Annotated in this window: 20 protein-coding genes and 1 riboswitch; of the genes, 8 read left to right on the top strand and 12 right to left on the bottom strand. The window is 74.9% G+C overall.

Features of this window, described 5'->3' with window-relative positions; translation table 11 throughout:
• Positions 1 to 137: 137 nt before the first annotated feature.
• Positions 138 to 551, bottom strand: coding sequence for a hypothetical protein (locus tag AB0873_RS01315; protein ID WP_366597925.1), 414 nt, complete (start codon positions 549 to 551; stop codon positions 138 to 140).
• A 181-nt stretch (positions 552 to 732) separates the two neighbouring features.
• Here AB0873_RS01315 and AB0873_RS01320 point away from each other — a divergent pair, with 181 nt between their 5' ends.
• Positions 733 to 5,367: an ATP-dependent helicase gene (locus tag AB0873_RS01320; protein ID WP_366597926.1), complete on the top strand. Its 4,635-nt coding sequence runs from the start codon at positions 733 to 735 to the stop codon at positions 5,365 to 5,367.
• Positions 5,368 to 5,445: 78 nt separating this feature from the next.
• On the opposite strand, the gene AB0873_RS01325 is transcribed toward AB0873_RS01320, so the two are convergent.
• On the bottom strand, positions 5,446 to 6,003 hold the full coding sequence (locus AB0873_RS01325) for a hypothetical protein (protein ID WP_366597927.1): 558 nt from the start codon (positions 6,001 to 6,003) through the stop codon (positions 5,446 to 5,448).
• Positions 6,004 to 6,149: 146 nt separating this feature from the next.
• Between AB0873_RS01325 and AB0873_RS01330 the strand changes: the two genes are divergently transcribed.
• Genes AB0873_RS01330 through AB0873_RS01340 form a run of 3 tightly spaced genes read left to right on the top strand, consistent with a single transcriptional unit; the run spans position 6,150 to position 8,328 of the window.
• Positions 6,150 to 6,647 (top strand): GNAT family N-acetyltransferase, encoded by a 498-nt coding sequence (locus AB0873_RS01330; protein ID WP_366597928.1) that lies wholly within the window; start codon positions 6,150 to 6,152, stop codon positions 6,645 to 6,647.
• A gap of 11 nt (positions 6,648 to 6,658) precedes the next feature.
• On the top strand, positions 6,659 to 7,444 hold the full coding sequence (locus AB0873_RS01335) for an S-adenosyl-L-methionine hydrolase (RefSeq protein WP_366597929.1): 786 nt from the start codon (positions 6,659 to 6,661) through the stop codon (positions 7,442 to 7,444).
• A gap of 32 nt (positions 7,445 to 7,476) precedes the next feature.
• Complete coding sequence (locus tag AB0873_RS01340; RefSeq protein WP_366597930.1) at positions 7,477 to 8,328, top strand: zinc finger domain-containing protein; 852 nt, start codon at positions 7,477 to 7,479, stop codon at positions 8,326 to 8,328.
• Between the two features lie 15 nt (positions 8,329 to 8,343).
• Here the strand turns inward: AB0873_RS01340 and AB0873_RS01345 are convergent, their stop codons facing one another.
• Positions 8,344 to 8,913, bottom strand: coding sequence for a hypothetical protein (locus tag AB0873_RS01345; RefSeq protein ID WP_155333505.1), 570 nt, complete (start codon positions 8,911 to 8,913; stop codon positions 8,344 to 8,346).
• 119 nt (positions 8,914 to 9,032) lie between these two features.
• Between AB0873_RS01345 and AB0873_RS01350 the strand changes: the two genes are divergently transcribed.
• Positions 9,033 to 9,278 (top strand): GntR family transcriptional regulator, encoded by a 246-nt coding sequence (locus AB0873_RS01350; protein ID WP_155333506.1) that lies wholly within the window; start codon positions 9,033 to 9,035, stop codon positions 9,276 to 9,278.
• 6 nt (positions 9,279 to 9,284) lie between these two features.
• Here the strand turns inward: AB0873_RS01350 and AB0873_RS01355 are convergent, their stop codons facing one another.
• On the bottom strand, positions 9,285 to 9,806 hold the full coding sequence (locus AB0873_RS01355; RefSeq protein WP_155333507.1) for a GNAT family N-acetyltransferase: 522 nt from the start codon (positions 9,804 to 9,806) through the stop codon (positions 9,285 to 9,287).
• Positions 9,807 to 10,015: 209 nt separating this feature from the next.
• On the opposite strand from AB0873_RS01355, the gene AB0873_RS01360 reads away from it, so the two are divergent.
• The gene (locus AB0873_RS01360) at positions 10,016 to 13,726 is read left to right on the top strand and encodes a hypothetical protein (RefSeq protein ID WP_366597931.1); all 3,711 of its coding nucleotides are present in this window, start codon (positions 10,016 to 10,018) and stop codon (positions 13,724 to 13,726) included.
• Here the strand turns inward: AB0873_RS01360 and AB0873_RS01365 are convergent, their stop codons facing one another.
• The 7 genes from AB0873_RS01365 to AB0873_RS01395 form a co-directional block, all read right to left on the bottom strand.
• Positions 13,727 to 14,506, bottom strand: coding sequence for a hypothetical protein (locus tag AB0873_RS01365; protein ID WP_366597932.1), 780 nt, complete (start codon positions 14,504 to 14,506; stop codon positions 13,727 to 13,729).
• A 22-nt stretch (positions 14,507 to 14,528) separates the two neighbouring features.
• Complete coding sequence (locus AB0873_RS01370; RefSeq protein WP_366597933.1) at positions 14,529 to 15,410, bottom strand: PspA/IM30 family protein; 882 nt, start codon at positions 15,408 to 15,410, stop codon at positions 14,529 to 14,531.
• A 211-nt stretch (positions 15,411 to 15,621) separates the two neighbouring features.
• Positions 15,622 to 16,074 (bottom strand): helix-turn-helix transcriptional regulator, encoded by a 453-nt coding sequence (locus AB0873_RS01375; protein WP_155333512.1) that lies wholly within the window; start codon positions 16,072 to 16,074, stop codon positions 15,622 to 15,624.
• A gap of 138 nt (positions 16,075 to 16,212) precedes the next feature.
• A complete protein-coding gene (locus AB0873_RS01380; RefSeq protein ID WP_366597934.1) occupies positions 16,213 to 16,785 on the bottom strand; it encodes a CinA family protein in 573 nt (190 codons plus the stop codon).
• Between the two features lie 57 nt (positions 16,786 to 16,842).
• The gene (pgsA, locus tag AB0873_RS01385) at positions 16,843 to 17,436 is read right to left on the bottom strand and encodes a CDP-diacylglycerol--glycerol-3-phosphate 3-phosphatidyltransferase (protein ID WP_366597935.1); all 594 of its coding nucleotides are present in this window, start codon (positions 17,434 to 17,436) and stop codon (positions 16,843 to 16,845) included.
• Positions 17,437 to 17,513: 77 nt separating this feature from the next.
• Positions 17,514 to 19,007: a 30S ribosomal protein S12 methylthiotransferase RimO gene (gene rimO, locus AB0873_RS01390; protein WP_366597936.1), complete on the bottom strand. Its 1,494-nt coding sequence runs from the start codon at positions 19,005 to 19,007 to the stop codon at positions 17,514 to 17,516.
• A 174-nt stretch (positions 19,008 to 19,181) separates the two neighbouring features.
• Entirely contained in the window at positions 19,182 to 20,102 is a 921-nt protein-coding gene (locus AB0873_RS01395; protein WP_366598052.1) for an ornithine cyclodeaminase family protein, read from the bottom strand.
• A 125-nt stretch (positions 20,103 to 20,227) separates the two neighbouring features.
• A riboswitch (guanidine-III (ykkC-III) riboswitch) is annotated at positions 20,228 to 20,290 on the top strand.
• Between the two features lie 65 nt (positions 20,291 to 20,355).
• Between AB0873_RS01395 and AB0873_RS01400 the strand changes: the two genes are divergently transcribed.
• Both AB0873_RS01400 and AB0873_RS01405 read left to right on the top strand, forming a co-directional pair.
• Positions 20,356 to 20,670 carry an SMR family transporter gene (locus AB0873_RS01400; protein WP_155333516.1) on the top strand — a complete coding sequence of 105 codons (315 nt, stop codon included), beginning with the start codon at positions 20,356 to 20,358 and terminating at the stop codon, positions 20,668 to 20,670.
• A gap of 80 nt (positions 20,671 to 20,750) precedes the next feature.
• A complete protein-coding gene (locus tag AB0873_RS01405; RefSeq protein WP_366597937.1) occupies positions 20,751 to 20,993 on the top strand; it encodes a hypothetical protein in 243 nt (80 codons plus the stop codon).
• A gap of 82 nt (positions 20,994 to 21,075) precedes the next feature.
• Here AB0873_RS01405 and AB0873_RS01410 read toward each other — a convergent pair whose 3' ends face one another.
• The gene (locus tag AB0873_RS01410) at positions 21,076 to 23,529 is read right to left on the bottom strand and encodes a DNA translocase FtsK (RefSeq protein WP_366597938.1); all 2,454 of its coding nucleotides are present in this window, start codon (positions 23,527 to 23,529) and stop codon (positions 21,076 to 21,078) included.
• Between the last annotated feature and the right edge of the window lie 51 nt (positions 23,530 to 23,580).

The raw sequence follows: 23,580 nt of genomic DNA on the forward strand, positions 1-23,580 counted from the left end.
ACCCGGGGGCGTGGAGCGTGCCCGCCGGCCGCCGCCATCGACCGCCACGATCCGTGCCCCAGGTGCGATCAGACGCCAGATCACGGGTGGCCGGGGTTGTTTTGCGGGAATTCGCAGGATCTCGGTGCCGGCGCTCGTCAGCGGGCGGCGACCTCGGCGGCGGCGAGGTCGGCGGCGAGGTCGGCGGGGACCGGTGCGGGCTCGCGGGCCGGGCGGTCGCGGCGGGCCTCGACGAGCAGGTCGGGGCGGCCGAGCTGGACCACGACCCGGTTGACCACCCGCTGGGCGGCGGCGAGCGAGCGCACCGACAGCAGCCGCCCCCTGCTCTCCCGGCGGAGGACGAAGAAGTGCACGGCGGCGCGGACCCGGCCCCGGTCGGCGGCGCTGGCGCGGGCGGTGGACACGACCAGCTCGCGCAGTGCGTGCGCGAGCCGCTCGGCGAGCTCCAGCTCGGCGCCGGTCAGGCCGGCGCGGACGACCGCGAGATGACTGTCGACCTTGCGGATGAGCACGTCGGTGCCGGGCTCGCCATTCCGCTCCTCGACAGCCATCCGGCCCCTCCCACCCCGCGCCCGCGTCGCGAGTGAAGTTACTTTATGTTGTGGGTCACAAGCAAGCAGTTAAGTAAGACTTAACGCATTCATCGTCATATCCATCGCTTTTGCCGATGAGCCGGACAGAAGGCTCGACCGCCGGGCGGGGTTGTCACACCGCCGAGGCAGGATGGAAGGCGTGGCGGAGGTGACGGGAGACGCGGCCGGGTCGGCGACGGGCGACGCGCTCGCCGCGTTCGGCACGGCCACCCGGGAATGGTTCACGGCCGCGTTCGCCGCGCCGACCGGGGCGCAGACGGGCGCCTGGCGGTCCATCGGCGCCGGGCGCAACACCCTGGTCGTGGCTCCCACCGGCTCCGGCAAGACACTCGCCGCGTTCCTCTGGTCGCTGGACCGGCTGGCCCGCGAGCCCGCCCCGGCCGATCCCCGGCGGCGCTGCCGGGTGCTCTACGTCAGCCCGCTCAAGGCGCTCGCGGTCGACGTCGAGCGCAACCTGCGCACCCCGCTCGCCGGCATCCGCCAGGCCGCCACCCGGCTCGGCCTCACCCCACCCGAGATCACCGTCGGGATGCGCACCGGGGACACTCCCGCCGACGAGCGCCGCGCCTTCGCCCGCACCCCGCCCGACATCCTCATCACCACACCGGAGTCGCTGTTCCTGCTGCTCACGTCAGCGGCGCGGGACTCGTTGCGGGGCGTCGAGACGGTGATCGTCGACGAGGTGCACGCGGTCGCCGGCACCAAGCGAGGGGCCCACCTCGCGCTGTCGTTGGAGCGCCTCGACGAGCTGCTGCCCGCCCCGGCCCAGCGGATCGGCCTGTCCGCGACCGTCCGGCCGGTCGACACCTGCGCCCGTTTCCTCGGCGGGGCCCGGCCGGTCGACGTCGTCGCCCCGCCCACCGCCAAGACGATCGAGGTCGGTGTGCAGGTCCCGGTGGAGGACATGACGCGCCTCGACGAGCAGGAGCCGCCCGAGGACGACCTCGGCGGCTTCGGCCCGCGCCGGGCGTCGATCTGGCCGGCGGTGGAGGAGCGGGTGTTCGCCCTGATCCGGGCCCACCGCTCGACCATCGTCTTCACCAACTCGCGCCGCTCGGCCGAGCGGCTCTGCGCCCGGCTCAACGAGCTGGCGGCCGACGAGATCGCCGGCACCGGCCCGGCGGGCGGAGCCGACGCCGGGGCGGGCGACGGCGCCTGGGGCGGTCCGGTGGGCCCGGTGCGGGCCAACCGGCCGCCGGCCGAGCTGATGGCGCAGGCCGGCGCGGTGGCCGGCGCGCCCCCGGTCATCGCGCGGGCACACCACGGCAGCGTCTCCCGGGAGGAGCGCAAGCACATCGAGGAGGCGCTCAAGTCCGGGCAGCTTCCCGCGGTCGTGGCCACCTCCAGCCTGGAGCTGGGCATCGACATGGGCGCGGTCGACCTGGTGGTGCAGATCGAGGCCCCGCCGAGCGTGGCCGCCGGCCTGCAACGGGTCGGCCGCGCCGGGCACCAGGTCGGGGCGGTGTCCCGGGGCGTGGTGTTCCCCAAGCACCGCGGGGACCTGCTCTCCTGCGCCGTGGTGGCCGAGCGGATGACCGAGGGTGCGATCGAGGAGCTGCACTACCCGCGCAACCCCCTCGACGTGCTGGCCCAACAGGTCGTCGCGATGGTGTCCCTCGACCCGTGGCGGGTCGGGGACCTGGCCGTGGTGGTGCGCCGGGCCGCGCCCTTCGCCGAGCTGCCCGACTCGGCCCTGCACGCCGTGCTGGACATGCTCTCCGGGCGGTACCCGTCGACCGCGTTCGCCGAGCTGCGTCCCCGCCTGGTCTGGGATCGGGCGACCGACGTGCTGACCGGCCGGCCCGGCGCCCAGCGGCTGGCGGTGACCAGCGGCGGCACGATTCCCGACCGGGGCCTGTTCGGGGTCTTCCTGGCCGGGGCGGAGCGGGCCGCGCGGGTCGGCGAGCTGGACGAGGAGATGGTCTACGAGTCCCGCGTCGGCGACGTCTTCCTGCTCGGCTCGTCGTCCTGGCGCATCGAGGACATCACCCCCGACCGGGTGCTCGTCTCCCCCGCGCCCGGCCAGGCGGCCAAGATGCCCTTCTGGAAGGGCGACCAGCCGGGCCGCCCGGTGGAGCTGGGCCGGGCCATCGGCGCCCGGGTCCGCACCCTGCTGCGCCAGGGCGACGACGACGCCGCCACCGCGCTGCGCGCCGGCGGGCTGGACGACTGGGCCGCCGGCAACCTGATGGCGTACCTGCGCGAGCAGCAGGCGGCGACCCGGGCGCTGCCGGACGACCGCACGGTGGTGGTGGAGCGGTTCCGTGACGAGCTGGGCGACTGGCGGCTCGCCGTCCACAGCGTGCTCGGCGCCCGCGTCAACGCGCCGTGGGCGCTCGCGATCGGCCGCCGGCTCACCGAGCGGTACGGGGTGGACGCCCAGGTGATGCCCTCCGACGACGGCATCGTCGTCCGCCTGCCCGACACCGCGGAGGAGCCGCCCGGCGCCGACGTGGTCGTCTTCGAGCCCGACGAGATCGCCCAGCTGGTCGAGGAGTCGGTCGGCACGTCGGCGCTGTTCGCCGCCCGCTTCCGGGAGTGCGCCGCCCGGTCGCTGCTGCTGCCCCGCCGGGATCCGCGCCGCCGTCAGCCGCTGTGGCAGCAGCGGCAGCGCGCGGCGCAACTGCTCGACGTCGCCCGGGAGTACGCGGACTTCCCGGTCACCCTGGAGGCCGCACGCGAATGCCTCCAGGATGTCTTCGACCAGCCGTCCCTCGCCGCGCTGATGCGGGAGCTGGCCGCCCGGAAGGTGCGCCTGGTCGAGGTGGAGACCCCGCAGCCGTCGCCGTTCGCGCGGTCCCTGCTCTTCGGCTACGTCGGAGCCTTCCTCTACGAGGGCGACGCCCCCCTCGCCGAGCGGCGCGCCGCCGCCCTCGCGCTGGACTCGGCGCTGCTCGGGGAACTGCTCGGCCGGGTCGACCTGCGGGAGCTGCTCGACCCGGCGGTGCTCGCCGAGACCGCACGCCAGCTGCGCTGGCTGACCGAGCAGCGCCGCCCGCGCGACGCGGAGGACGTGGTCGAGCTGCTGCGGGTCCTCGGTGACCTCACCGCCGAGGAGCTGGCGACGCGTGGGGTGCCGGCGGAGTGGCTGACCGGGCTGGCGGCCGCGCGGCGGGTGCTGTCGGTCCGCATCGCCGGGGAGGAACGCTGGGTCGTCGTGGAGGACGCGGCCCGCCTGCGCGACGCGCTCGGTGTGGCGCTGCCGGTCGGCGTGGCCGAGGCGTACCTGGTGCCGGTGGCCGACCCGCTCGGCGACCTCGTCGCCCGGTACGCACGCACCCACGGCCCGTTCGCCGCCGCCACCTGCGCGGCCCGGTTCGGGCTCGGCGTGTTCGTGGTCGAGCAGGCGCTGCGCCGGCTCGCGGCGGCGGGCCGGGTGGTGTCCGGGGAGTTCGCGCCCGACACGGCCGGCTCCCAGTGGTGCGACGCCGAGGTGCTGCGGATACTGCGCCGTCGGTCCCTCGCGGCGCTGCGCCGGGAGATCGAGCCGGTGCCGCCGCGGGCGCTGGCCACGTTCCTGCCTCGCTGGCAGCAGGTCGGCTCCTCGGCGCGCGGGGTGGAGGCGGTCGCCGCGGCCGTCGAGCAGTTGCAGGGCGTGGCGGTGCCCGCGTCCGCACTGGAACGGCTGGTGCTGCCGGCGCGGGTCGCCGACTACTCCCCCGCCCAGCTCGACGAGCTGTGCGCCAGCGGTGAGGTGGTGTGGGCCGGTTCCGGCGCGATCTCCGGCGGCGACGGCTGGGTCACCCTCGCGTACGCGGACACCGCCCCGCTGCTGCTAGCCCCGCCGGACGACTCGCTCAGCCGCACCCCGCTGCACGACGCGGTGCTCGACGCCCTCGGCGACGGGCAGGCGCTGTTCTTCCGGTCCCTGTCCGACCGCGTCGGCTCCACCGACGACGCCGCCCTGACCGCCGCCGTGTGGGACCTGGTGTGGGCCGGCCACCTCACCAACGACACGCTCGCCCCGCTGCGGGCGGTGCTCGGTGGCGGTGGGGCGCACCGGTCCCGCCCGGCCACGCCACGCACCCGGTACCGGCGCCCGGGGCGGGTCGCGCTGCCCACCCGCGGCGGCCCGCCCACGGTCGCCGGGCGGTGGTCGCGGCTCCCGGAACGGGACACCGATCCGACCCGCCGCGCGGCGGCCCTCGCCGACGTGCTGCTCGAACGGCACGGGGTGGTGACCCGGGGCGCGGTCGTCGCCGAGCAGGTCAGTGGTGGCTTCGCCGCCGTCTACCCGGTGCTGTCCGCGCTGGAGGAGCGGGGGGCGGCCCGCCGCGGCTACTTCGTCGAAGGGCTCGGTGCCGCCCAGTTCGCGGTGCCCGGCGCGGTCGACCGGCTGCGCGCTCTCGCCGACCCCGCCGACGGGGGGCGGGGCCGCGGCGGGCCGGCCCTGGTCCTCGCCGCGACCGACCCGGCCAACCCGTACGGCGCGGCACTGCCCTGGCCGGAGCGGGTGGTCGACTCGGGCGACGGCGCGGCGCCGGCAACCGGGCACCGGGCCGGCCGCAAGGCCGGCGCCCTGGTGGTGCTGGTCGCCGGTGACCTCGTGCTCTACGTCGAGCGGGGTGGCCGGACGCTGCTCTCCTTCACCGACGACGCCGACACGCTGGCCGCCGCCGGCAAGGCGCTCGCCGACGTGGTCCACTCCGGAGCGCTCGGGGCGATCTCGGTGGAGCGGGCCGACGGCGAGGCGGTGCACTCGTCGCCCCTGCGCGACGCGCTGACCGCCGCCGGCTTCCGGGCCACCCCCCGCGGGCTCCGGCTACGCGGCTGACGGCTGCCGGGCCACGCCTCGCCGGATGCGGGCGACGGCCTGCGGCCACCCGGCTGACGGCTCAGGGCGTCGCACCGGTCAGCGCAGGTCGGTGAGCACCTTCTCGTACTTCGGACGGTCGGCGGCCGGCGTCTTCGCCTCCAGGTAGTTGAGCACCACGGCACCCCGCTGGAACGACTGTCCGCTCCAGGTCTCGGCGATCTCCTTGGCGCTGACCTCGTCGGGGAACACGTACACCGTCACGCCGTCGGTGGCGATCAGCTCCGAGCAGCCCAGACCGAGCCCGTCCGGTCCGCAGTCGACGGACCGGTCCTTCGCGTCGGTGACCTTGAGCCCGGCCGCCTTGAACGCGGCGACGACCTCCCGCGCCCCGGGTGCGGCGCGCATGCGGGACGGCAGCACGGCCTTCGGCGCGCTCGACGGCCGGCGCTCGGTGGTGCCGGTCGCACCCGGCGCCGCCGGGTCGCCCGGCGCCGACGCGTCACCGGAGGGCGCGGAGGCGGCGGCGGCGGCCGACGGGCGCGAGCCGTCCCCCCAGGCTCCTCCCGCGGCCTTGTCGTTGTCGTCGCCGCAGGCGGCGGTCAGAGCGGTGGCGATGGCGAGCACCGCGACGGCGGGCAGGGTCCGGTTGGTCACCCTGGCAGTCTGCCAATCCCGGCCGCCGGTGGCATGGGCCGGTCGGCCAGTGGACTGTCCGACATCCGCCGAGCCGGGCCCGCCGCACGCCACTCGACCTGCGGGTACGATCCGCCGCGGCACAGCGTCGACCCGGGAGGCGGGACATGGACGCGATCATCATCCGGCCGGCGGGGGCCGGTGACCGGTCGGCGGTGGACGCACTGCACGAGCGCGAGTGGGGCGGCCCGTACGTCGTCGCCCACGACACCCGCTACGACCTGCGTACCCTGCCGACCCTGGTCGCGGTGGACGGCGCCGGCACGGTCGTCGGAGCGCTCGCCCACCACGGCGACGGCGACGGGCTGGAGGTGGTGAGCGTGGTCGCCGCGATGCCGGGTGGCGGCGTGGGCACCGCCCTGGTCGCCGCCGCGACGGAGGTCGCGCGGGCCGAGGGGCGAGCCCGGCTGTGGCTCGTCACCACCAACGACAACCTGCGGGCGCTGCGCTTCTACCAGCGGCGCGGGCTGCGCCTGGTGCGCGTCGACGCGGGTGCGGTCGACCGCGCCCGCCGACTCAAGCCCACCATCCCCAAGGTCGGGGAGGACGGCATCCCGCTGCACGACGAGCTGGTTCTCGAACTGCGGCTCACCGAGCGGGACTAGCCTTTCGTCCCATGGCGCCGACGCCCTGGATCTCCTTCACCACCGACTACGGCCTCACCGACGGTTTCGTGGCGGCCTGCCATGGGGTGATCGCCCGGCTGGCGCCGGCGGCCCGGGTCATCGACGTGACCCATCTGGTGCCCCCGGGCGACGTGCGGCGGGGCGCGGCGGTGCTCGCGCAGACCGTGCCGCACCTGCCGGCGGGCGTCCACGTCGCGGTCGTCGACCCGGGTGTGGGCACCGCGCGGCGCGGGATCGCCGTGGCCGCCGGCGACGGCCTGCTGGTCGGGCCGGACAACGGGCTGCTGCTGGACGCCGCGGTGGCGCTCGGCGGCGTCCGGGTGGCGGTGGAGCTGACGAACCCGGAGTGGCTCGGGCCGCGGGTGTCGGCCACGTTCCACGGCCGGGACGTGTTCGCGCCGGTGGCGGCCCGGCTGGCGCTCGGCGCGCCGCTGGCGGACGCCGGCCCGGCGGTCGAGCCGGGCACCCTGGTGACGCTGCCGGCACCGCTGGTGCGCCCGGAGGCGGACGGTTTCACCGCCGAGGTACTGACCGTGGACCACTTCGGCAACGTGCAGCTCGCCGCACCGGCCGCGCTGCTGGAGCCGCTGCCCGCCGCCGTCCAGGTCGGGCACCAGCCCGCGGTGCACGGCCGGACCTTCGGTGACGCGCCGCCCGGTGAACTGGTCGTCCATGGCGACTCGGCCGGCCTGGTCGCGGTGTCGGTGAACGGCGGCCGGGCCGCCGACCTGCTGGCGGTCGGGCCGGGCGACCGGCTGCACGTGACCGCCGCCTGACGACGCGCGCTCGCGGGAGGGAGGATGGAGAGGTGCCCGAAGGCGACACCGTCTGGAACACCGCCCGCGTCCTCCAGCGGGCGCTCGCCGATACCCGGCTGACCGGGAGCGACTTCCGGGTCCCCCAGCTCGCCGGCACCGACCTCACCGGCTGGACGGTGCGCGAGTCGGCCAGCCGCGGCAAGCACCTGCTGCTGCGCCTCGAATCCCCGCCGGGCGCGTCGGCTCCCGGGCACCCGTCCGCCGCCGACGGTTCGCCGGCCGAGCCGGACACCGGCACCCGGTGGACGCTGCACTCGCACCTGCGGATGGACGGCGCCTGGCGGGCGTACGCGCCGGGCGAGCGCTGGGCCGCGCGCCCGGCGCACCTGATCCGGGTGGTGCTGCGCAGCCCGCACGCGGTGGCCGTCGGCTACCACCTGCACGACCTGGCGCTGGTCCCGACCGCGGCGGAGGGCCACCTCGTCGGTCACCTCGGCCCCGACCTGCTCGGCCCGGACTGGGACCCGGCGGAGGCGGTTCGGCGACTCGCCGCCCACCCGGACACCACCATCGGCGAGGCCCTGCTCGACCAGCGCAACCTCGCCGGCATCGGCAACCTCTACAAGTGCGAGGTGCTGTTCCTGCGCGGGGTGTCGCCGTGGACGCCGGTCGGCGCCGTCCCCGACCTCGCCGGCACGGTCACCCTGGCGCAGAGGCTGCTCGCCGCGAACCGGGGACGGTGGACGCAGAGCACCACCGGGGCACTGCACCGGGGGCAGACCAGTTACGTGTACGGCCGGCGGGCCCAGCCCTGCCGCCGCTGCGGCACCGCGATCCGCAAGGACGAGCTGGGCGAGCGTGTCACCTACTGGTGCCCGGTCTGCCAACCACCCAGCCAGTAGCGGTGCTGCGCGCAGTCACAACCGACGACCGATCCTGGCGAGATTGAGCAAGCGCCGAACCTGGTGGCACAAGACGCGGGCCTGCCCAAGAGACAGCACGATCTCCTGTCCCCGGTCGTGAACGGCGGTTACCGACAGCGTTGGCTGCGTCGCGCCACCGAGCGAGTGCGTAAGGGCCACATCCACGATCACCGGGTCGGGATGGCCGCTGTTGACGGGTAGCCGTATCGAACGATGGCGGCCGCTCTGGTCGCAGCCGTGACGGTCGCACCAGTGCGGGTGCGCGATGCCGGCGGGGGCGGCGAGCGCGCCGGTTTGATAGACGTACACGTAACCGCAGGGCCGCCAGACATCGGGTGCCAGCGGTACTCGGCGGGCGGTGAGACCGGCCAGCTCGAAGGCCGACATCATGGGGATGCCGTGCTGGCCGCAGGTGTACGCCGACGCGTCGAGCGAGCCGCACCGCTCGCCACCGCTGGCTGAGTAGATCTCCAGACGGAGGGTGGCACTCTCCCCGCATCGAGGGAGCGCAACCGGTAGGGCGCACATAGGTCGACCTCCTTGATCCATGGTCAGCGTCTGCATCGCTTCGCCGGACGGCCGAATTCTTGAGCCGGCCTTCCCCACCGTGCCATACCCTTACATGGTAGTCCATGGCCTGCCTTGCAAAGACGCGGCGAGGCATGGTCACATACGGTCTTCTCATGATCGACCACGAGGGCCCCGTGCCGGTCTATCGGCAGCTCGCGGAGATCCTGCGCGAGCAGATCCTGCGTGGCGATCTACCGCCAAACCGGCCAATCCCGTCGATCGTGCGGCTACAGCAGGAGTACGGGTTGGCGCGCGGGACCGTCATCAAGGCCGTCCAGGTGCTGGTCGACGAAGGCCGGGTGTACGGCGTTCCTGGTCGCGGCATGTACGTCAGGGCCGGCGCAGCCGAGCCTGAGTAGGTGTCGCTACCAGACGGCGGCCCAGGAGTCGCGGCTCACCTCGAAGAGAAAATTCTCCCGGCCGCTGCCGTCGCGACGGGTGCCGGCCGGAACCGCGCCGATCTTTGTCAACGCGCGCTGCGATCGGAGGTTGCCCGGCCCGACCAGGAAGACCACGCGTGGCACAAAGCGGAACGCGTGGGCCAGCATGAGCGCTTTCAGCTCGCCGTTGACCACCCCGCCCCAGTACGCGCGGGACAGGAACGTCCAGCCGATCTCGACCTCACCGCGCTGCTCGTCCAAGCCGTGGTAGCGCGACGAGCCGATGACGTCGCCCGACGGAGTGGTGACGGCGAGCGCCCCGCCGGAGGCGAGCGACTCGGTGAAGAAGGCCGCGAAGACGTCCCGGTGGTGCCGGTCGGAGACCGGATGCTGTGCCCAGATGAGCGGATCTCTCGCCACCGCATAGAGCAGGTCGGCGTCGTCGGCCCGTAGCGGCCGGACGGCGACCAGCGCACCGGTCAGGACCGGCTGAAGATCGAAGGGCACGCCGAAGCCTAGCGCCGGGACGGCGTGTCGGGCGGGACACTCCGGGGACGGCGGCAGGAATCGGCGCGCCGACCCAGATAGGGACGATTGGGTACTTCCTAACCACCGTCCCGGGTCGCATGCTGCGGTTGAGTGCTCACACACCGTCAGCTCAGCGCGCCGCGCCGCCACGCCGAGGTAGCGGCCCCGCGCCCGACGCCGGGAGAGCCATGGACCTGTTCCGCAGACTCCGGATCCCGTGGGCGGACCGACCGGCCGCCGACCGTCCCGACGGAACCGGTGATCCCGGCCGCGCCGACGCCGGCCCGACGGTCCCGGCGGCCCGGAGCGCGGACGACGCCACGCCGGCACCCGCGAGCCTCGACCCGGCCGCGCTCCCCCGCTGCTTCGGGCCGGTGCCCAACCACGCGCACAGCCCGCTGCCGGTCCTCGACGCCGACGGCCAGGTGGTGCCCGGCACCGGGATCCGGAAGTTCGTCGACCCGCTGCCCACCCTGCGCGCCGCCGGCTCGACCGTGACCGCCGATGCCACCGGGGCGTCGCCGACCGGCGGCGGGCCCGTCGACGGCCTGCCGATCGCGGCCCCCGACACCATCACCTATCCCGGTTGCGACTACTACGAGATCGGGCTCCGCGAGTACGCGCAACGACTGCACCGCGACCTCCCGGCGACCCGGCTGCGCGGCTACCGGCAGCTCAACCTCGGCACCGACCCGACCGGGCACAACACGCTCGCTCCGCCGGAGCGCCCCGTCCACCTCGGCCCGGTGATCGTCGCCCGGCGGGGCCGGCCGGTACGGGTGAAGTTCATCAACCAGCTCCCCACCGGGCGGGCCGGCGAGCTGTTCCTCCCCGTCGACCCGACGATCGAGGGAGCGGGCACCGGGCCGCTCGACGGGCCGGCGCCGTACCCGCAGAACCGGGCCGTGCTGCACCTGGCGGGGGCGCAGACCGGCTGGATCAGCGCGGGCAACCCGTGGCAGTGGATCACCCCGGCCGGGGAGATCACCCCCTACCCGACCGGGGTGGGGCTGACCCACGTGCCCGACATGCCCCACCCCGGCGCCGGGGCCACCACGCTCTACTACCCGAACGACCAGAGCGGACGGCTACTCACGTTCCAGGACAACACCGTCGGCCTGGCCCGGCTGACCGTCTACTCCGGGCAGCTCGCGCTCTACCTGCTCACCGACCCGGCCGAGGAGCGGCTGGTCGCCGACGGGGTGCTCCCCGCCGACCAGATCCCGCTGGTGTTCGAGGACAGGACCTTCGTGCCCGACGACACCCAGCTGGCCGGTGAGGACCCGACCTGGGACCGGGACCGGTGGGGCGCCCGCGGCAGCCTCTGGCATCCGCACGTCTACCAGCCCCGGCAGAACCCGTACCGCAGCGGCGGCGGAAACCCGACCGGGCGCTGGGACTACGGGCCGTGGTCGCGTACCGCCGAGGAGACCGGCCCGGACGGCGAGTCGTGGCCGAACGGCGCGGCACCGGCCACCGGCCCCGGCCCGGTGCCGAACCCCCACCACGACCCGGTCACCGCGCCGGACGAGCCGCCGGTGACGCCGGGCGTTCCGCACCCGTCGGCGGTGCCGGCCGCGTACGGCGACACGGTGCTGGTCAACGGCGTGGCGTACCCGTGGCTCGCGGTCGAGCCGCGCGCCTACCGCTTCCGCATCGTCAACGCGTGCCCGGACCGCAGCCTGAACCTCCAGCTCTACCGTGCCCGCGCCGCCGGTCCGTTGTGGGATCCGGACGGCGCGCTCGCCGACCCGGGGGCCGGCGAGGTGCCGATGGTCGAGGCGGTCCGGACGCCGGACCGCCCGGCCGGCTGGCCGGCGGACGGGCGTGAGGGCGGGGTGCCGGACCCCCGCGCCGCCGGTCCGGAGCTGGTGCAGATCGGCAACGAGGGTGGCCTGCTGCCGGCCCCGGTGGTCATCCCGAACCAGCCGGTGACCTACCGGTACGACCGGCGCGACCCCACGGTGCTCAACGTCGACGGGCACGCCCTGCTGCTCGCCCCCGGGGAGCAGGCCGACGTGCTGGTCGACTTCTCCACGGTCGCCCCGGGCGGCACGCTGATCCTCTACAACGACGCCCCGGCGCCGCTGCCCGGCTTCGACCCCCGGTACGACCACCACACCGACGCGCCGGACCTCCGTGCGGAGGGCGGGACGCCACCGAGCCGCCCCGGGTACGGCCCGAACACGCGGACGCTGCTCCAGTTCCGGGTGAGCGGCACGCCGGCACCGCAATACGACCTGGCCCGGCTGCGCGAGCGGCTGCCTCGCGCGTACGCGGCCAGCCAGCGCCCGCCGATCGTGCCGCAGCCCGCGTACGACGCGGCGCTCGGCACCCGCACCGCCCGCGAGACCGTGGTGCCCGTCCACGCCAGCACGGTGAGCTTCACCCCGATCGGTGGCGGCTCGCCGGTGCTGCTGCCGCTCGCCGTGAAGGCGGTCCAGCAGGTCTTCGAGCCCGGTCACGGCCGGCTCGCCGGGCGGCTCGGCGTCGGGCACCCGCACGGCGGCCCGCTGGGGCCCGCCGTGCTGCCGCTCGGCCCGACCGATCCGGCCACCGAGGTGGTGCAGGTCAGCGACCCGGCGGCGCCGGTCGGCGCACCAGGCGACGGCACGCAGCTCTGGCGGATCCGCGGGTCCAGCCGGCAGACCCAGCCGGTCCGGCTGGACGGTGTCGACCTGCAACTGGTCAACCGGGCGGGGTGGGACGGCACGCTGCGACCGCCCGACGAAAACGAGCTGGGCTGGAAGCAGGTGGTCCGGGTGAACCCCCGGGAGGACATCATCGTCGCGCTGCGCCCGGTCGCGCCATCCCTACCGTTCAAGATCGGCGACAGCGTACGGCTGCTGGACCCCGGCCGGCCCGCCGGCGCGCGTACCGGCTCCACACCGGTGAGCCCGGTGGACGGCCGGCCGGCGCTGGTGGTCAACCAGTTGGTGAACCTGGGCTGGGAGTACCGCTGGCACAGCCAGCTCGCCGGCCATCGGGACCAGGGCATGAGCCGGCCCCTCGTGCTGCGGGTCGCCCCGAAGGCGCCCACCGGCCTGACCGCGACTCCGGCACCGGGGTCGGCCACCGCGTTACCGGCGATCACGCTCGCCTGGACCGGCAACGGCAGCCGGCCGGCGGCCGCGAGCCACCTGCTCCAGCGGGCCACCGATCCGACCTTCACCGAGGGGCTCACCGGGATCACGGTGGCCGCCACCGCCACCCGGTACACCGACGCCACGGTCACCCCCGGCGTCACCTACCACTACCGGATCCGGGCGGAGAACTCGGTGAGCTGCTCGGCCTGGTCGAACAGCGTGCCCGCGTCGGTCCAGCTCGCGGCGCCGGCCGGGCTCGCCGCGGCGGTGCCGCCGGCGGCTCCGCTGCGGGTGGCGCTGCGATGGCGCAACCGGTCCTTCGCCACCGGCATCGACGTGCAGCGGGCCACCAACCCGACGTTCACCAGCGGACCGGGCACCACCGCGATCGGCGTCGGCGACACCCACCTGGACACCGCCGTGGCACCGGACACCATCTACTACTACCGGGTGCGCACCACGTACCTCGGCGCGGCCTCACCGTGGTCCACGGTCGCGCAGGTGACCACCCCGCCGCGGCCGGGTGTGCCGACCTCGGTCAGCGTCACCGCCACGGCGCCGGCCCCGGACACGGCGTCGGTGATCCTGGGCTGGACGGCCAGCACCCCGGCGGGGCAGGGCGCCGGGTTCACCGTGCAGCGGGCCCTGGATGCCGCGTTCACCCGGGAGGTGGCCACCTTCACGGTGAGCGGGCGGGGCTTCACCAACACGGGCCTGGTCCGCGGCGTCACGTACCACTACCGCATCCGCTCGTTCAACGTCGTGGGCACGTCCGCGTTCAGCACGCCCGTGGCGGTGACGACCCCCGGCTGATCAGGGGGTACGCAGCGGGGTGCCGACGCCGCGCAGCTCGGCGAGGGCCGAGGCGACCCCGTGCAGCAGGTCGGTCGCCTCGGTCAGCCGGGCCGCCGCCGGGTGTTCGGTGCCCGGTCGCGCGTTCTCCGCCACGTAGCCGGCGGCGGCCACGACCAGCCGCTCGTACGCCGCGACGCCGCTCTCCAGTTGCGCGCTGAGCGCCGCGTGGGCCTCGGCCAGCGGCGCCCGGGCGTCGGGCGGCGCGAGCCGCAGCGCGCGTTCGACGCTGGCGACCCGGGCGGCGAGGTCCCGCAGCGACCGGTCGGCCGCGGCGGCCTCGGAAACGGCCGGCTCCGCCAGCCCGGTCAGGCGCGTCGTCATGCCGGCGAAGGTGAGGGCGGCCCGGTCCAGCCGGGCGAACGGCTCGGCGGCGCTGGTGCCGCGCAGCGCCACCCGCGACCGCATCCGGCGGACCTCGGCGAGCACGCCCGGCCCGACGGGGAGCCGCTCTACGGCGGCGACCAGCCGGGCCCGGGAGCGGGCCGCCGCCTCGGCCGGGTCGAGTGGGGGCGGGGCCGGCCGGGCGGCCAGCGCCCGCAGGTCGATCCACCGCCACGCCGCCAACGCCACCGCACCGCCCGCGCCGGCGGCCCACGCCGCGTCCGGCAGGCCCAGACCGGCGTACGGCGTGAGCACGGCGGCGGCGCCGCCGAGGCCACCGGCCAGCACGCTCCACCGGCGGGCGGACCGCCGCAACCGGCCGAGCCGCCGGAAGTACCGCGTACGCTCGTCTGCCACGTCGCCTCCTCGACCCGCCCGCTCAGCCGGCGGCTGTCGTGTCCCCGCTGCCGCGTTCGCGGCTCATGCTGGCCCGGATCTCGTCGAGCCGGGCGGCGGCCGCCGGGTCGGCGGCCGGTGCCGCCGGGGCGGCCTGCTCGGGCCGGGCCACGGCCGGCCGCTCGGCGGCACCGCCGAGCTTCTCCCCCGCCATGCTGGCGCGGATCTGTTCCAGTCGGGCGGAACCGGCCGAATCGAGGGTCGCCTTCTGGATCTCCAGCATGCGTCCCTCGACCGAGTTGCCGGCCAGCTCGGCGCGGCCCATCGCGGTGGCGTACCGCCGCTCGATCCGGTCGCGGACCTCGTCCAGGGTGGGGGTGGTGCCGGGCGCGGTGATCGCGGACATCGACTCCAGCGAGGCGGCGACGCTCTCCTGCATCTTCGCCTGCTCCAGCTGGCTGAGGAGCTTCGCCCGCTCGGCGAGCTTCTGCTGGAGGATCATCGAGTTGTTCTCGACGGCCTTGCGGGCCTGCGCCGCCGCACCGAGCGCCTGGTCGTGCAGGGTCTTCAGGTCCTCGGTGGCCTGCTCGGCCGAGACCAGCTGGGTGGCGAGCGTCTGGGCGGACTGCTCGTAGCGCGACGCCTCGGCCTCGTCGCCCTTCGCGCGGGCCTGGTCGGTCAGCACCAGGGCCTGGCGGGCGTTCGCCTGCAACCGCTCGACCTCGGACATCTGACGGGACAGCTTCATCTCCAGCTGCCGCTGGTTGCCGATCACCGCGGCGGCCTGCTGGACGAGCGCCTGGTGCTGGCGCTGGGCCTCCTCGATCGCCTGCTGGATCTGCACCTTCGGATCGGCGTGTTCGTCGATCTTGGCGCCGAAGAGCGCCATCAGATACTTCCAACCCTTGACGAACGGGTTCGCCATCTCCGCGGTATCCCCTCAGTAGCGTCGCGCCGCCCGTGGCCGTCCGACCGCGGTGCGGCAGTGGCTCCATCGTCCCAGGCGGACGCCAGTGCGGCATCCCTACGTGACGAGCGGGGTCGCCACCGTCGCGATCAACCCTACGCGGCATACGGGTGACCGGCCATGACGAGAGCCGGGAAACCAGGGTCGAGCCAGGGTCGCCCGCAGGTGGTCAGGCGGCGCAGACCACGTCGCGGTCGGCGGGGCGCACCCGGGTGCTGCGCAGGGTGGCCTTGAGCGGCGAATCCTGCCGGACCTGGACGGAGACCGTGCCGTCGGAGGAGACCTGACGGACACCGCGCCCGGCGGCCTTGCGCACGGCCGGCGGCGGCACCGGGGTGGACTGCTCGACCGGCTCGTCCTGGACGGGAACCAGCACGCCCGGCATCTGCTCGGCGAGGGCGACCGTGTCGCTCACCTCGCGCAGCAGCTCGGACAGGCGCGCGCCCAGCGCGTCGCAGATGGCGGCCAACAGCTCGCTCGACGGCTCCTTCTGGCCGCGCTCGATCTCGGAGAGGTAGCCGAGGCTGACGTTGGCGGCGGAGGAGACCTCGCGCAGGGTGCGGTGCTGCCCCTGCCGGCGTGCCCGCAGCGCGTCACCGATCACCCGGCGTAGCAGGACCATCGCACCTCCCCTGGGGAACACCACTCCCGCCCCGACGGCCCGGACCCTCCGGCCCCGGGCCACCAGAGCCTTCCCGCAACCGTACCCGTTGCGCGCCCGGCCGACATCCCGCCCCGCCCGTCGGAATCGGACGATCCCTCACCGCGGGGCGGCACCGGCCGGGTCCCGCCCGGCGGAAGCGGAGTCGACCGGGCTGCCACCGTCGGCGTCGTGGAGCCGGTCGGCCAGCAGCCGCAGCGCCGCCACGACGGCGGCCGATCGGATGTGGTCGCGGCCACCGTCCAGGTCCAGCTCGCGCACCGCGCTGCCGGACGGGCCCGCCACGGCCACGTACACCAGCCCGACGGGCTTGCCGTCCTGCGGTTCCGGCCCGGCCACCCCGGTCGTGGCGAGGGCCCAGTCGGCCCCGCACCGCCGCCGCCCGCCCTCCGCGAGCGCCACCGCGACGTCCGGGTCGACCGGCCCGCGCTCGGCCAGCAGGTCCTCCGGTACGCCGGCCAGCCCCGACTTCAACTCGGTGGCGTAGACCACGAGACCGCCGCGGTAGACGCTGCTGACACCGGCGATCTCCACGATCGCCCCGGCGAGCAGGCCGCCGGTCAGCGACTCGACGGTGGCGAGGGTCTGCTGCCGCTCGGCGAGGCTGTGCACCGCGCCGGCCGCGGGGCTGCCGACCGGCCGATCGCCGTGGGCGTCCGTCTCGATCTCCATGCCGACCTTCCTTCCCCCGGCCCGGCCGCGGTACTCGTCGGGCCGGGCGGCGACCGCTCAGCCGGTGCGACGGCGCAGGCGCACGGCCTGGGCGACGTAGTCGAAGCCGGTGACGACCGTCACCGCCACGGCGGCGCCCATGATCCAGGGGCCGACCGCGGCCAGGGCGGCGGGCATCGGCCACAGGTACCAGGCGATCGCCAGGATCTGGAGGGCGGTCTTGATCTTGCCGCCCCGGCTGGCGGCGATCACGCCGCGGCGGATCACCCAGAACCGCAGCGCCGTGATGCCCAGCTCCCGCGCGAGGATCACGACCGTCACCCACCAGGGCAGCCGGTCGTACCAGGAGAGCAGCAGCAGAGCGGCGCCGGTGAGCGCCTTGTCCGCGATCGGGTCGGCCACCTTGCCGACCGACGTGACCATGCCGAACCGGCGGGCGATCCACCCGTCCACCAGGTCGGTGACCGAGGCCACCGCGAAGATCGTGCAGGCGGCGATCCGCCAGCCCGGGTGGCTCATCGCGGAGACGACCACGGACGCCGCGAACACCGGCACCAGCACCAGCCGCAGCAGCGTCAGCCCGTTGGCCGCGTTCAGCACGGACACCCGGGCGACCACCGGGGCCGAGGCCGGCTCCGCCGCCCCGGTCACCGCGGCACCCCGCTCCGACCGCCGTGGCCGACCTGGCACCTCACCACGTGGCTCCCTCGCTCCGTCCGGGCCCGCCGTCACCGTTCCGCGCCGGGCGCCGCCGAGATCATCTCATCCGGTACGGCGACCAGGTCGACTCCCTCGGTCGCGGTGACCGTCGCGCGGACCAGGTCACCGGGGCGCAACGCGGTCAGATCAACCCCGCCGCCGGGCGGCGCGACCAGGGTGGTCGAGCCGTCGACCTCGGGCGCCTGGTGCGCGGCGCGCCCCTCGACCACGCCCTCGTCGACCGAGTCGACCAGGACCTCGACCGTCGAACCGAGCCGCTCCTCGGCCCGCTGGGCGCACAGCTCGTCGGCCAGGGCGCTGAGCTTGTCGTACCGCCGCTTGACGGTGGCGGCCGACACCTTGCCCGGGAGGCCGGCGGCCTCGGTGCCGTCCTCGTCGCTGTAGTCGAACACGCCGATCGCGTCCAGGCGCGCCTCGCTCAGGAAGCGGACCAGCTCGGCCACGTCGGCCCGGGTCTCCCCGGGGAAGCCGACGATGAAGTTGCTACGGGCGCCGGCCTCCGCAGCCAGGGCGCGGGCGCTGCCCAGCAGCTCCAGGAAGCGGTCGGTGGAACCGAAACGGCGCATCCGGCGCAGGACCGGCTCGCTCGAATGCTGGAAGGACAGGTCGAAGTACGCGGCGACGCCCGGCGTCGTGGCGATCACCTCGACCAGGCCGGGCCGGGTCTCGGCGGGCTGGAGGTAGCTCGCCCGCACCCGGACGATGCCGTCGATGGCGGCGAGCTGCGGCAGCAGCTTCTCCAGCGCCCGCGGGTCGCCGAGGTCCTTGCCGTACGAGGTGGAGTTCTCGCTGACCAGCACCAGCTCGCGCACCCCGGTCTTGGCCAGCCACTCGGCCTCGGCGAGCAGTTCATCCGGCGTACGGGAGACGAACGCGCCGCGGAAGGCGGGGATGGCGCAGAACGCGCAGCGCCGGTCGCAACCGCTGGCCAGCTTGAGGGAGGCGACCGGGCCGGTGTCGAGCCGGCGCCGCAGCACCGGCCGCAGGTGCGCCGGGGTGTGCTCGTCGGTCTCGACGGCGGCGCGGGTGCCGTGCCCGGGCAGCGACACCGCCGCCTCCCGGCGCTTGACCGGGGTGAGCGGCAGCAGCTCGCGGCGGTCGCGCGGAGTGTGCGCGTCGACCGCGTCACCGGCGAGCACCGAACCCAGCCGCGCGGAGATGTCGGGGTAGTCGTCGAAGCTCAGCACCGCCTGCGCCTCGGGCAGGCTGTCGGCCAGTTCCCGCCCGTACCGCTCGGCCATGCACCCGGCCGCCACCACCTTGGCGCCGGTGTCGGCGGCGGCGAGGAGGGTCTGGATCGAGTCCTGCTTGGCCTTCTCGACGAACCCGCAGGTGTTCACGACGACCACGTCGGCGCCCTCACCGTCGGTCGTGACCTGCCACCCGTCGGCGTGCAGGCGGGCAGCCAACTCCTCCGAGTCGACCTCGTTGCGGGCGCAGCCCAGGGTCAGCAGGGCGACGCGACGGCCGTCGGCGGGCGAAGGGGAGGTGGCAGACACCATCCGAGGGTACCGGGCCGGCGGGCGGTCGCCGTGACGGCGGGCCGCCGGCATCGGCCAGCTCACCCGCCCGTCCGTACCCGGTCGGCGCGCGACGTGCGGCAGGTCGCGGGATCCGACCGTCCGGAGGGCGCGAGATGCCGCATCGCGCGGCGGGGCGACCGCCGGCGGCGCCGGTCAGGCCGGGATCGCCACCCGGACCAGGCGGTCGAGCAGGAAGACCTCGGTGCCGGCCAGCCCGGTCGAGCAGAAGACCGACACCTGGTCCGCGGCGGTCCGGCCGGGGACGGCCCCCGCCAGCACCGCGCCCAGATCCCGCAACCGACCGGCGTACGAGGGCAGCGCGGCGAGCATCGGCGGGGCGTACGCGGTCGCCTGCGCGGGCGAGTCGGTGACCAGCACGTCCGCCCGGTCGAGCAGGTCGGCGCCGAACTCGTGGCGGTCGACCTGCTTGAAACCCACGGCGTTGACGTGCGCGCCCGGGGCGAGGTCGGCGGCGTCGAGCACCGGCGTGGTACTCGTCGTGGCGAGCACCACGACGTCGCGGCCGGCCACGGCGGCCCCGGCCGATCCGACCGCGCGGGCGGGAACGCCCAACTCGGCGCGGACGCGGGCGGCGAACGCCTCCCGCCGGGCGGCGGAGCGGCTGTGCACGGTCACCTCCCGCAGCGGCCGCACGGCGGCGGCGGCCCACACCTGGGTCCACGCCTGCCGGCCGGAGCCGACCACGCCGAGGGTCGCCGCATCGGGGCGGGCCAGCGCGTCGACGGCGACCCCACCGAGTCCCCCGGTACGCCGGGACCCCAGCTCCTCCCCGACCGCGACCGCCCGGACGGCGCCGGTCCGCCCGTCGTGCAGCACCACGACCTGCTCGCTCTCCGGATGCCCGAAGGTGTCGTAGGAGCGGTACCCGTACCACTCGCCCACGAGATGCCCGGCGGTGAGCACCATCCGCCCCCCGTCGAGCGCGGCGGCGGTCCGGGGCGGGGCGACCAGCCGACCCTCGTGCGCGGCCCGGAGCGCGTCCCGCATCGCCGCGACGGTCGTCGGTGCGTCGAGCGCGGCGCTGACCTCGGGGTCGGCGAAGAGCAGTGGCATACCGGTCATACTGCAAGTTGAAGTCAGGTTGAGGTCCACTCGTGGTGGTCGGGATCACCGCACTGCGGTTCGCGGCTCGCTGCTCGGCCCGGGCTCCCGTGCCCACCGCCGGTGCTACCGTCGTCGACGGCGGCTCCGGCCGCCCCGGACGAGTGGTGGGCGTACCCGGTCAGGCCAAGACGCCCCGCGTGACCCGCAGAATCGACTCGTCCCGGCCCCCGGCGGTTCGGGCGGCCCGCACAGAGGTGACCCGATGGCCTGGATCGTTCTGGTGATCTCCGGACTCCTGGAGACGGCGTGGGCGATCGCCCTCGACCGCAGCGCGGGCTTCAGCCGGCCCGTCCCGTCGGCGGTCTTCGCCGTCACCCTCGTGCTCAGCATGGCCGGCCTCGCGTACGCGTTGCGCGACATTCCCGTCGGGACCGGGTACGCGGTCTGGGTCGGCATCGGCGCGGTCGGCACCGCCGTCGTCGGCATGGTCGCGCTCAACGAGTCGGCCAGCCTCCCCCGGATCATCTGCCTGCTGCTGGTGGTCGCCGGTGTGGTCGGGTTGAAGATCTACCACTGACGCCGCCAGGCGTAGCGGATGACCACAGTGGGTAGAGATCGGCCAGCACCGAGGACATCTCACCCACCACGGAGGACACCATGGCCGACATCCACAGCACCGCGCGCCCCCGCAGCGGCGCGGCCCGCGTCTGCACCATCCTGAGCTTCGTCTTCGCTGTCATCGCGATCCTGTTCCTGCCGCCGCTGTTCGGCCTGGCGGGCATCGCCCTGGGCGTCGTGGGCGCGGTCCTCGGCGACAAGCCACTCGGCTGGTACGCGGCCGGCGCCAGCCTGGCCGGCATGATCATCGGCATGCTGATCGGCGCGGCGCTCTACAACTGACCCACTCCGCTCCCCCGACGCCACGGGCCCGCCGTACCGGCAGGCCCGTGGGCGTCGTCCGGTAGGCGACCCGGAGCCGTCGTCACTCGTCGCCGCCCCGCAGGCCGGCCAGGACCTCCTCCAGCTCGTCCGGCTTGACGAGCACGTCGCGGGCCTTGGAGCCCTCGGAGGGACCCACGACGCCGCGCGTCTCCATCAGGTCCATCAGCCGGCCCGCCTTGGCGAAGCCCACCCGCAGCTTGCGCTGGAGCATCGACGTCGAGCCGAACTGGGAGGTCACCACCAGCTCGACCGCCTGCACCAGCAGGTCCAGGTCCTCGCCGATGTCCTCGTCGATCTTCTTCTTGCTCTCCTGCGCGACGGTCAGCACGTCCGGCCGGAACTCCGGCTCGCGCTGGTCCTTGCAGAACTTCACCACGTCGGTGATCTCGCGCTCGGTCACCCAGGCGCCCTGGATGCGGATCGGCTTCGACGCGCCCATCGGCAGGAAGAGGCCGTCACCGCGGCCGAGCAGCTTCTCCGCGCCGGGCTGGTCGAGGATGACCCGGGAGTCCGCGAGGGAGGAGGTCGCGAAGGCCAGCCGGGACGGGACGTTGGCCTTGATCAGGCCGGTGACGACGTCGACCGACGGCCGCTGGGTGGCGAGCACCAGGTGGATGCCGGCGGCCCGGGCGAGCTGGGTGATCCGGACGATCGAGTCCTCCACGTCGCGGGGGGCGACCATCATCAGGTCGGCCAACTCGTCGACGATCACCAGCAGGTATGGGTACGGCCGCAGCTCCCGCTCACTGCCCGGCGGCGCCTTGATCTCGCCGTTGCGGACCTTACGGTTGAAGTCGTCGATGTGCCGGACCCCGTTGGCGGCGAGGTCGTCGTACCGCATGTCCATCTCGCGGACCACCCACTCCAGCGAGTCGGCGGCCTTCTTGGCGTTGGTCACGATCGGCGTGACCAGGTGCGGGATCCCCTCGTAGCCGGTCATCTCGACCCGTTTCGGGTCGATGAGCAGCAGCCGAACCTCGTCAGGAGTTGCGCGGGTCAAAATGGACACAAGCAATGAATTCAGGCAACTCGACTTGCCGGCACCGGTGGCCCCCGCGATGAGGATGTGCGGCATCTTCGCGAGGTTGGCCACCACGTAACCGCCCTCGATGTCCTTGCCGAGCGCGACGACCATCGGATGGTGGTCGCTGGTGGCCGTCCGGGAGCGCAGCACGTCGCCGAGCGCCACGTTCTCCGGATCGGTGTTCGGGATCTCCACGCCGACCGCGCTCTTGCCCGGGATCGGGCTGAGGATCCGGACGTCCGGCGACTTCACCGCGTACGCGATGTTGCGGGAGAGCTGGGTGATCCGCTCGACCTTCACACCCGGGCCGAGCTCCACCTCGTACCGGGTGACCGTCGGGCCCCGGGTGAAGCCGGTGACCGCGGCGTCCACGTCGAACTGGTCGAAGACGCCGGTCAGCGCGGCGATCACCTCGTCGTTGGCCTTGCTCCGGGTCTTCGGGGCGGCACCGCTGCCCAACAGGTTCGCCGGCGGCAGCGTGTAGTCGCCGGCCAGGCCGGTCAGGGCGAGCTGCTCGGCCCGCGTGGGCAGCGGCGAGTGCTCGGGCGGCTCGGCCGGCTTGCGGCTGGCCGGCACCTTGGCCGGCGGCTTGCGGGGCAGCACGAGGGTCTCCTGGAGGTCGGCGCCCTCCAGGTCGTCGTCGAAGTCCTCCGGATCCAGCGGGGGCGGCATCCGCTTCGCCGGGCGACGGCGGGCCGGCTTGTCGGCCGCCTCGTCCGTCTCCTCGGCCGGCGGCGTGCCGACCACCGCGCCGGCCAGCAGGCCCAGCCGCTCGGGGATCTTGTTGATCGGCGTGGCGGTGACCACCAGCAGCCCGAAGACCAGCAGCAGGACGAGCAGCGGAACCGCCACCCAGGCGGTCACGGCCCGCTCCAGCAGGCTGCCGACACCCGCGCCGACCAGGCCGCCGGCGAAGTCCCGCTGGACCGGGCCCACCGGGGCCTGCCCGATGTGCAGCATCGCGGCGGTGGCGACCAGCATGGACCCCCAGCCCACCAGGCCACGACCGCGGTGCTCGGGGTCGGCGGGCTGCCGCATCAGCCGCCAGGCGCCGATCATCAGCAGCACCGGCACCACGATGGCGATGGCGCCCAGGAAGAGCCGGACGCTGTCGGCCAGCCGCTGCCCCACCGGCCCCGCCCCGGAGAACCAGATGCCGACGGCGCTGAGCAGGGCGAGGCCGAGCACCAGCAGCCCGGCCCCGTCGCGCCGGTGCTCCGGGTCGAGATCACGGGCCGAGGCGGCCTGCCGGCCCACCGCGCGGACCCCCCAGCCCACGCCGTGCGCCAGGCCCATCCACAGCGCACCGAGAGCGCGGCCGAGATAGACGGCGGGGCCCGGACGGGTGGCCGTGGTGCGGCGCCGGGCCGGCGTACGGGTCTTCTTCGCCGGCTGACGGGCACGACTGTTCGTGGTGCCACGCGGCGACGCGCCGCGCCGCCGGCTCGCCTGAGAGGTACGGCCCGCCATAGCATCAACTTAACGGCGGCACCCGGCAGATCGCCGCTTTTCCGGGTCGTG

The sequence above is a fragment of the Micromonospora sp. NPDC047707 genome (assembly GCF_040704235.1).
GTDB lineage: Bacteria > Actinomycetota > Actinomycetes > Mycobacteriales > Micromonosporaceae > Micromonospora.

Excerpts from the sequence above, each read along its gene's own strand:
- AB0873_RS01315 (WP_366597925.1), bottom strand. The coding sequence starts at position 551 with ATGGCTGTCGAGGAGCGGAATGGCGAGCCCGGCACCGACGTGCTCATC.
- AB0873_RS01330 (WP_366597928.1), top strand. The coding sequence starts at position 6,150 with ATGGACGCGATCATCATCCGGCCGGCGGGGGCCGGTGACCGGTCGGCG.
- AB0873_RS01335 (WP_366597929.1), top strand. The coding sequence starts at position 6,659 with ATGGCGCCGACGCCCTGGATCTCCTTCACCACCGACTACGGCCTCACC.
- AB0873_RS01345 (WP_155333505.1), bottom strand. The coding sequence starts at position 8,913 with ATGCAGACGCTGACCATGGATCAAGGAGGTCGACCTATGTGCGCCCTA.
- AB0873_RS01350 (WP_155333506.1), top strand. The coding sequence starts at position 9,033 with ATGATCGACCACGAGGGCCCCGTGCCGGTCTATCGGCAGCTCGCGGAG.
- AB0873_RS01360 (WP_366597931.1), top strand. The coding sequence starts at position 10,016 with ATGGACCTGTTCCGCAGACTCCGGATCCCGTGGGCGGACCGACCGGCC.
- AB0873_RS01370 (WP_366597933.1), bottom strand. The coding sequence starts at position 15,410 with ATGGCGAACCCGTTCGTCAAGGGTTGGAAGTATCTGATGGCGCTCTTC.
- AB0873_RS01375 (WP_155333512.1), bottom strand. The coding sequence starts at position 16,074 with ATGGTCCTGCTACGCCGGGTGATCGGTGACGCGCTGCGGGCACGCCGG.
- AB0873_RS01380 (WP_366597934.1), bottom strand. The coding sequence starts at position 16,785 with ATGGAGATCGAGACGGACGCCCACGGCGATCGGCCGGTCGGCAGCCCC.
- rimO (WP_366597936.1), bottom strand. The coding sequence starts at position 19,007 with ATGGTGTCTGCCACCTCCCCTTCGCCCGCCGACGGCCGTCGCGTCGCC.
- AB0873_RS01395 (WP_366598052.1), bottom strand. The coding sequence starts at position 20,102 with ATGCCACTGCTCTTCGCCGACCCCGAGGTCAGCGCCGCGCTCGACGCA.
- AB0873_RS01400 (WP_155333516.1), top strand. The coding sequence starts at position 20,356 with ATGGCCTGGATCGTTCTGGTGATCTCCGGACTCCTGGAGACGGCGTGG.
- AB0873_RS01405 (WP_366597937.1), top strand. The coding sequence starts at position 20,751 with ATGGCCGACATCCACAGCACCGCGCGCCCCCGCAGCGGCGCGGCCCGC.
- AB0873_RS01410 (WP_366597938.1), bottom strand. The coding sequence starts at position 23,529 with ATGGCGGGCCGTACCTCTCAGGCGAGCCGGCGGCGCGGCGCGTCGCCG.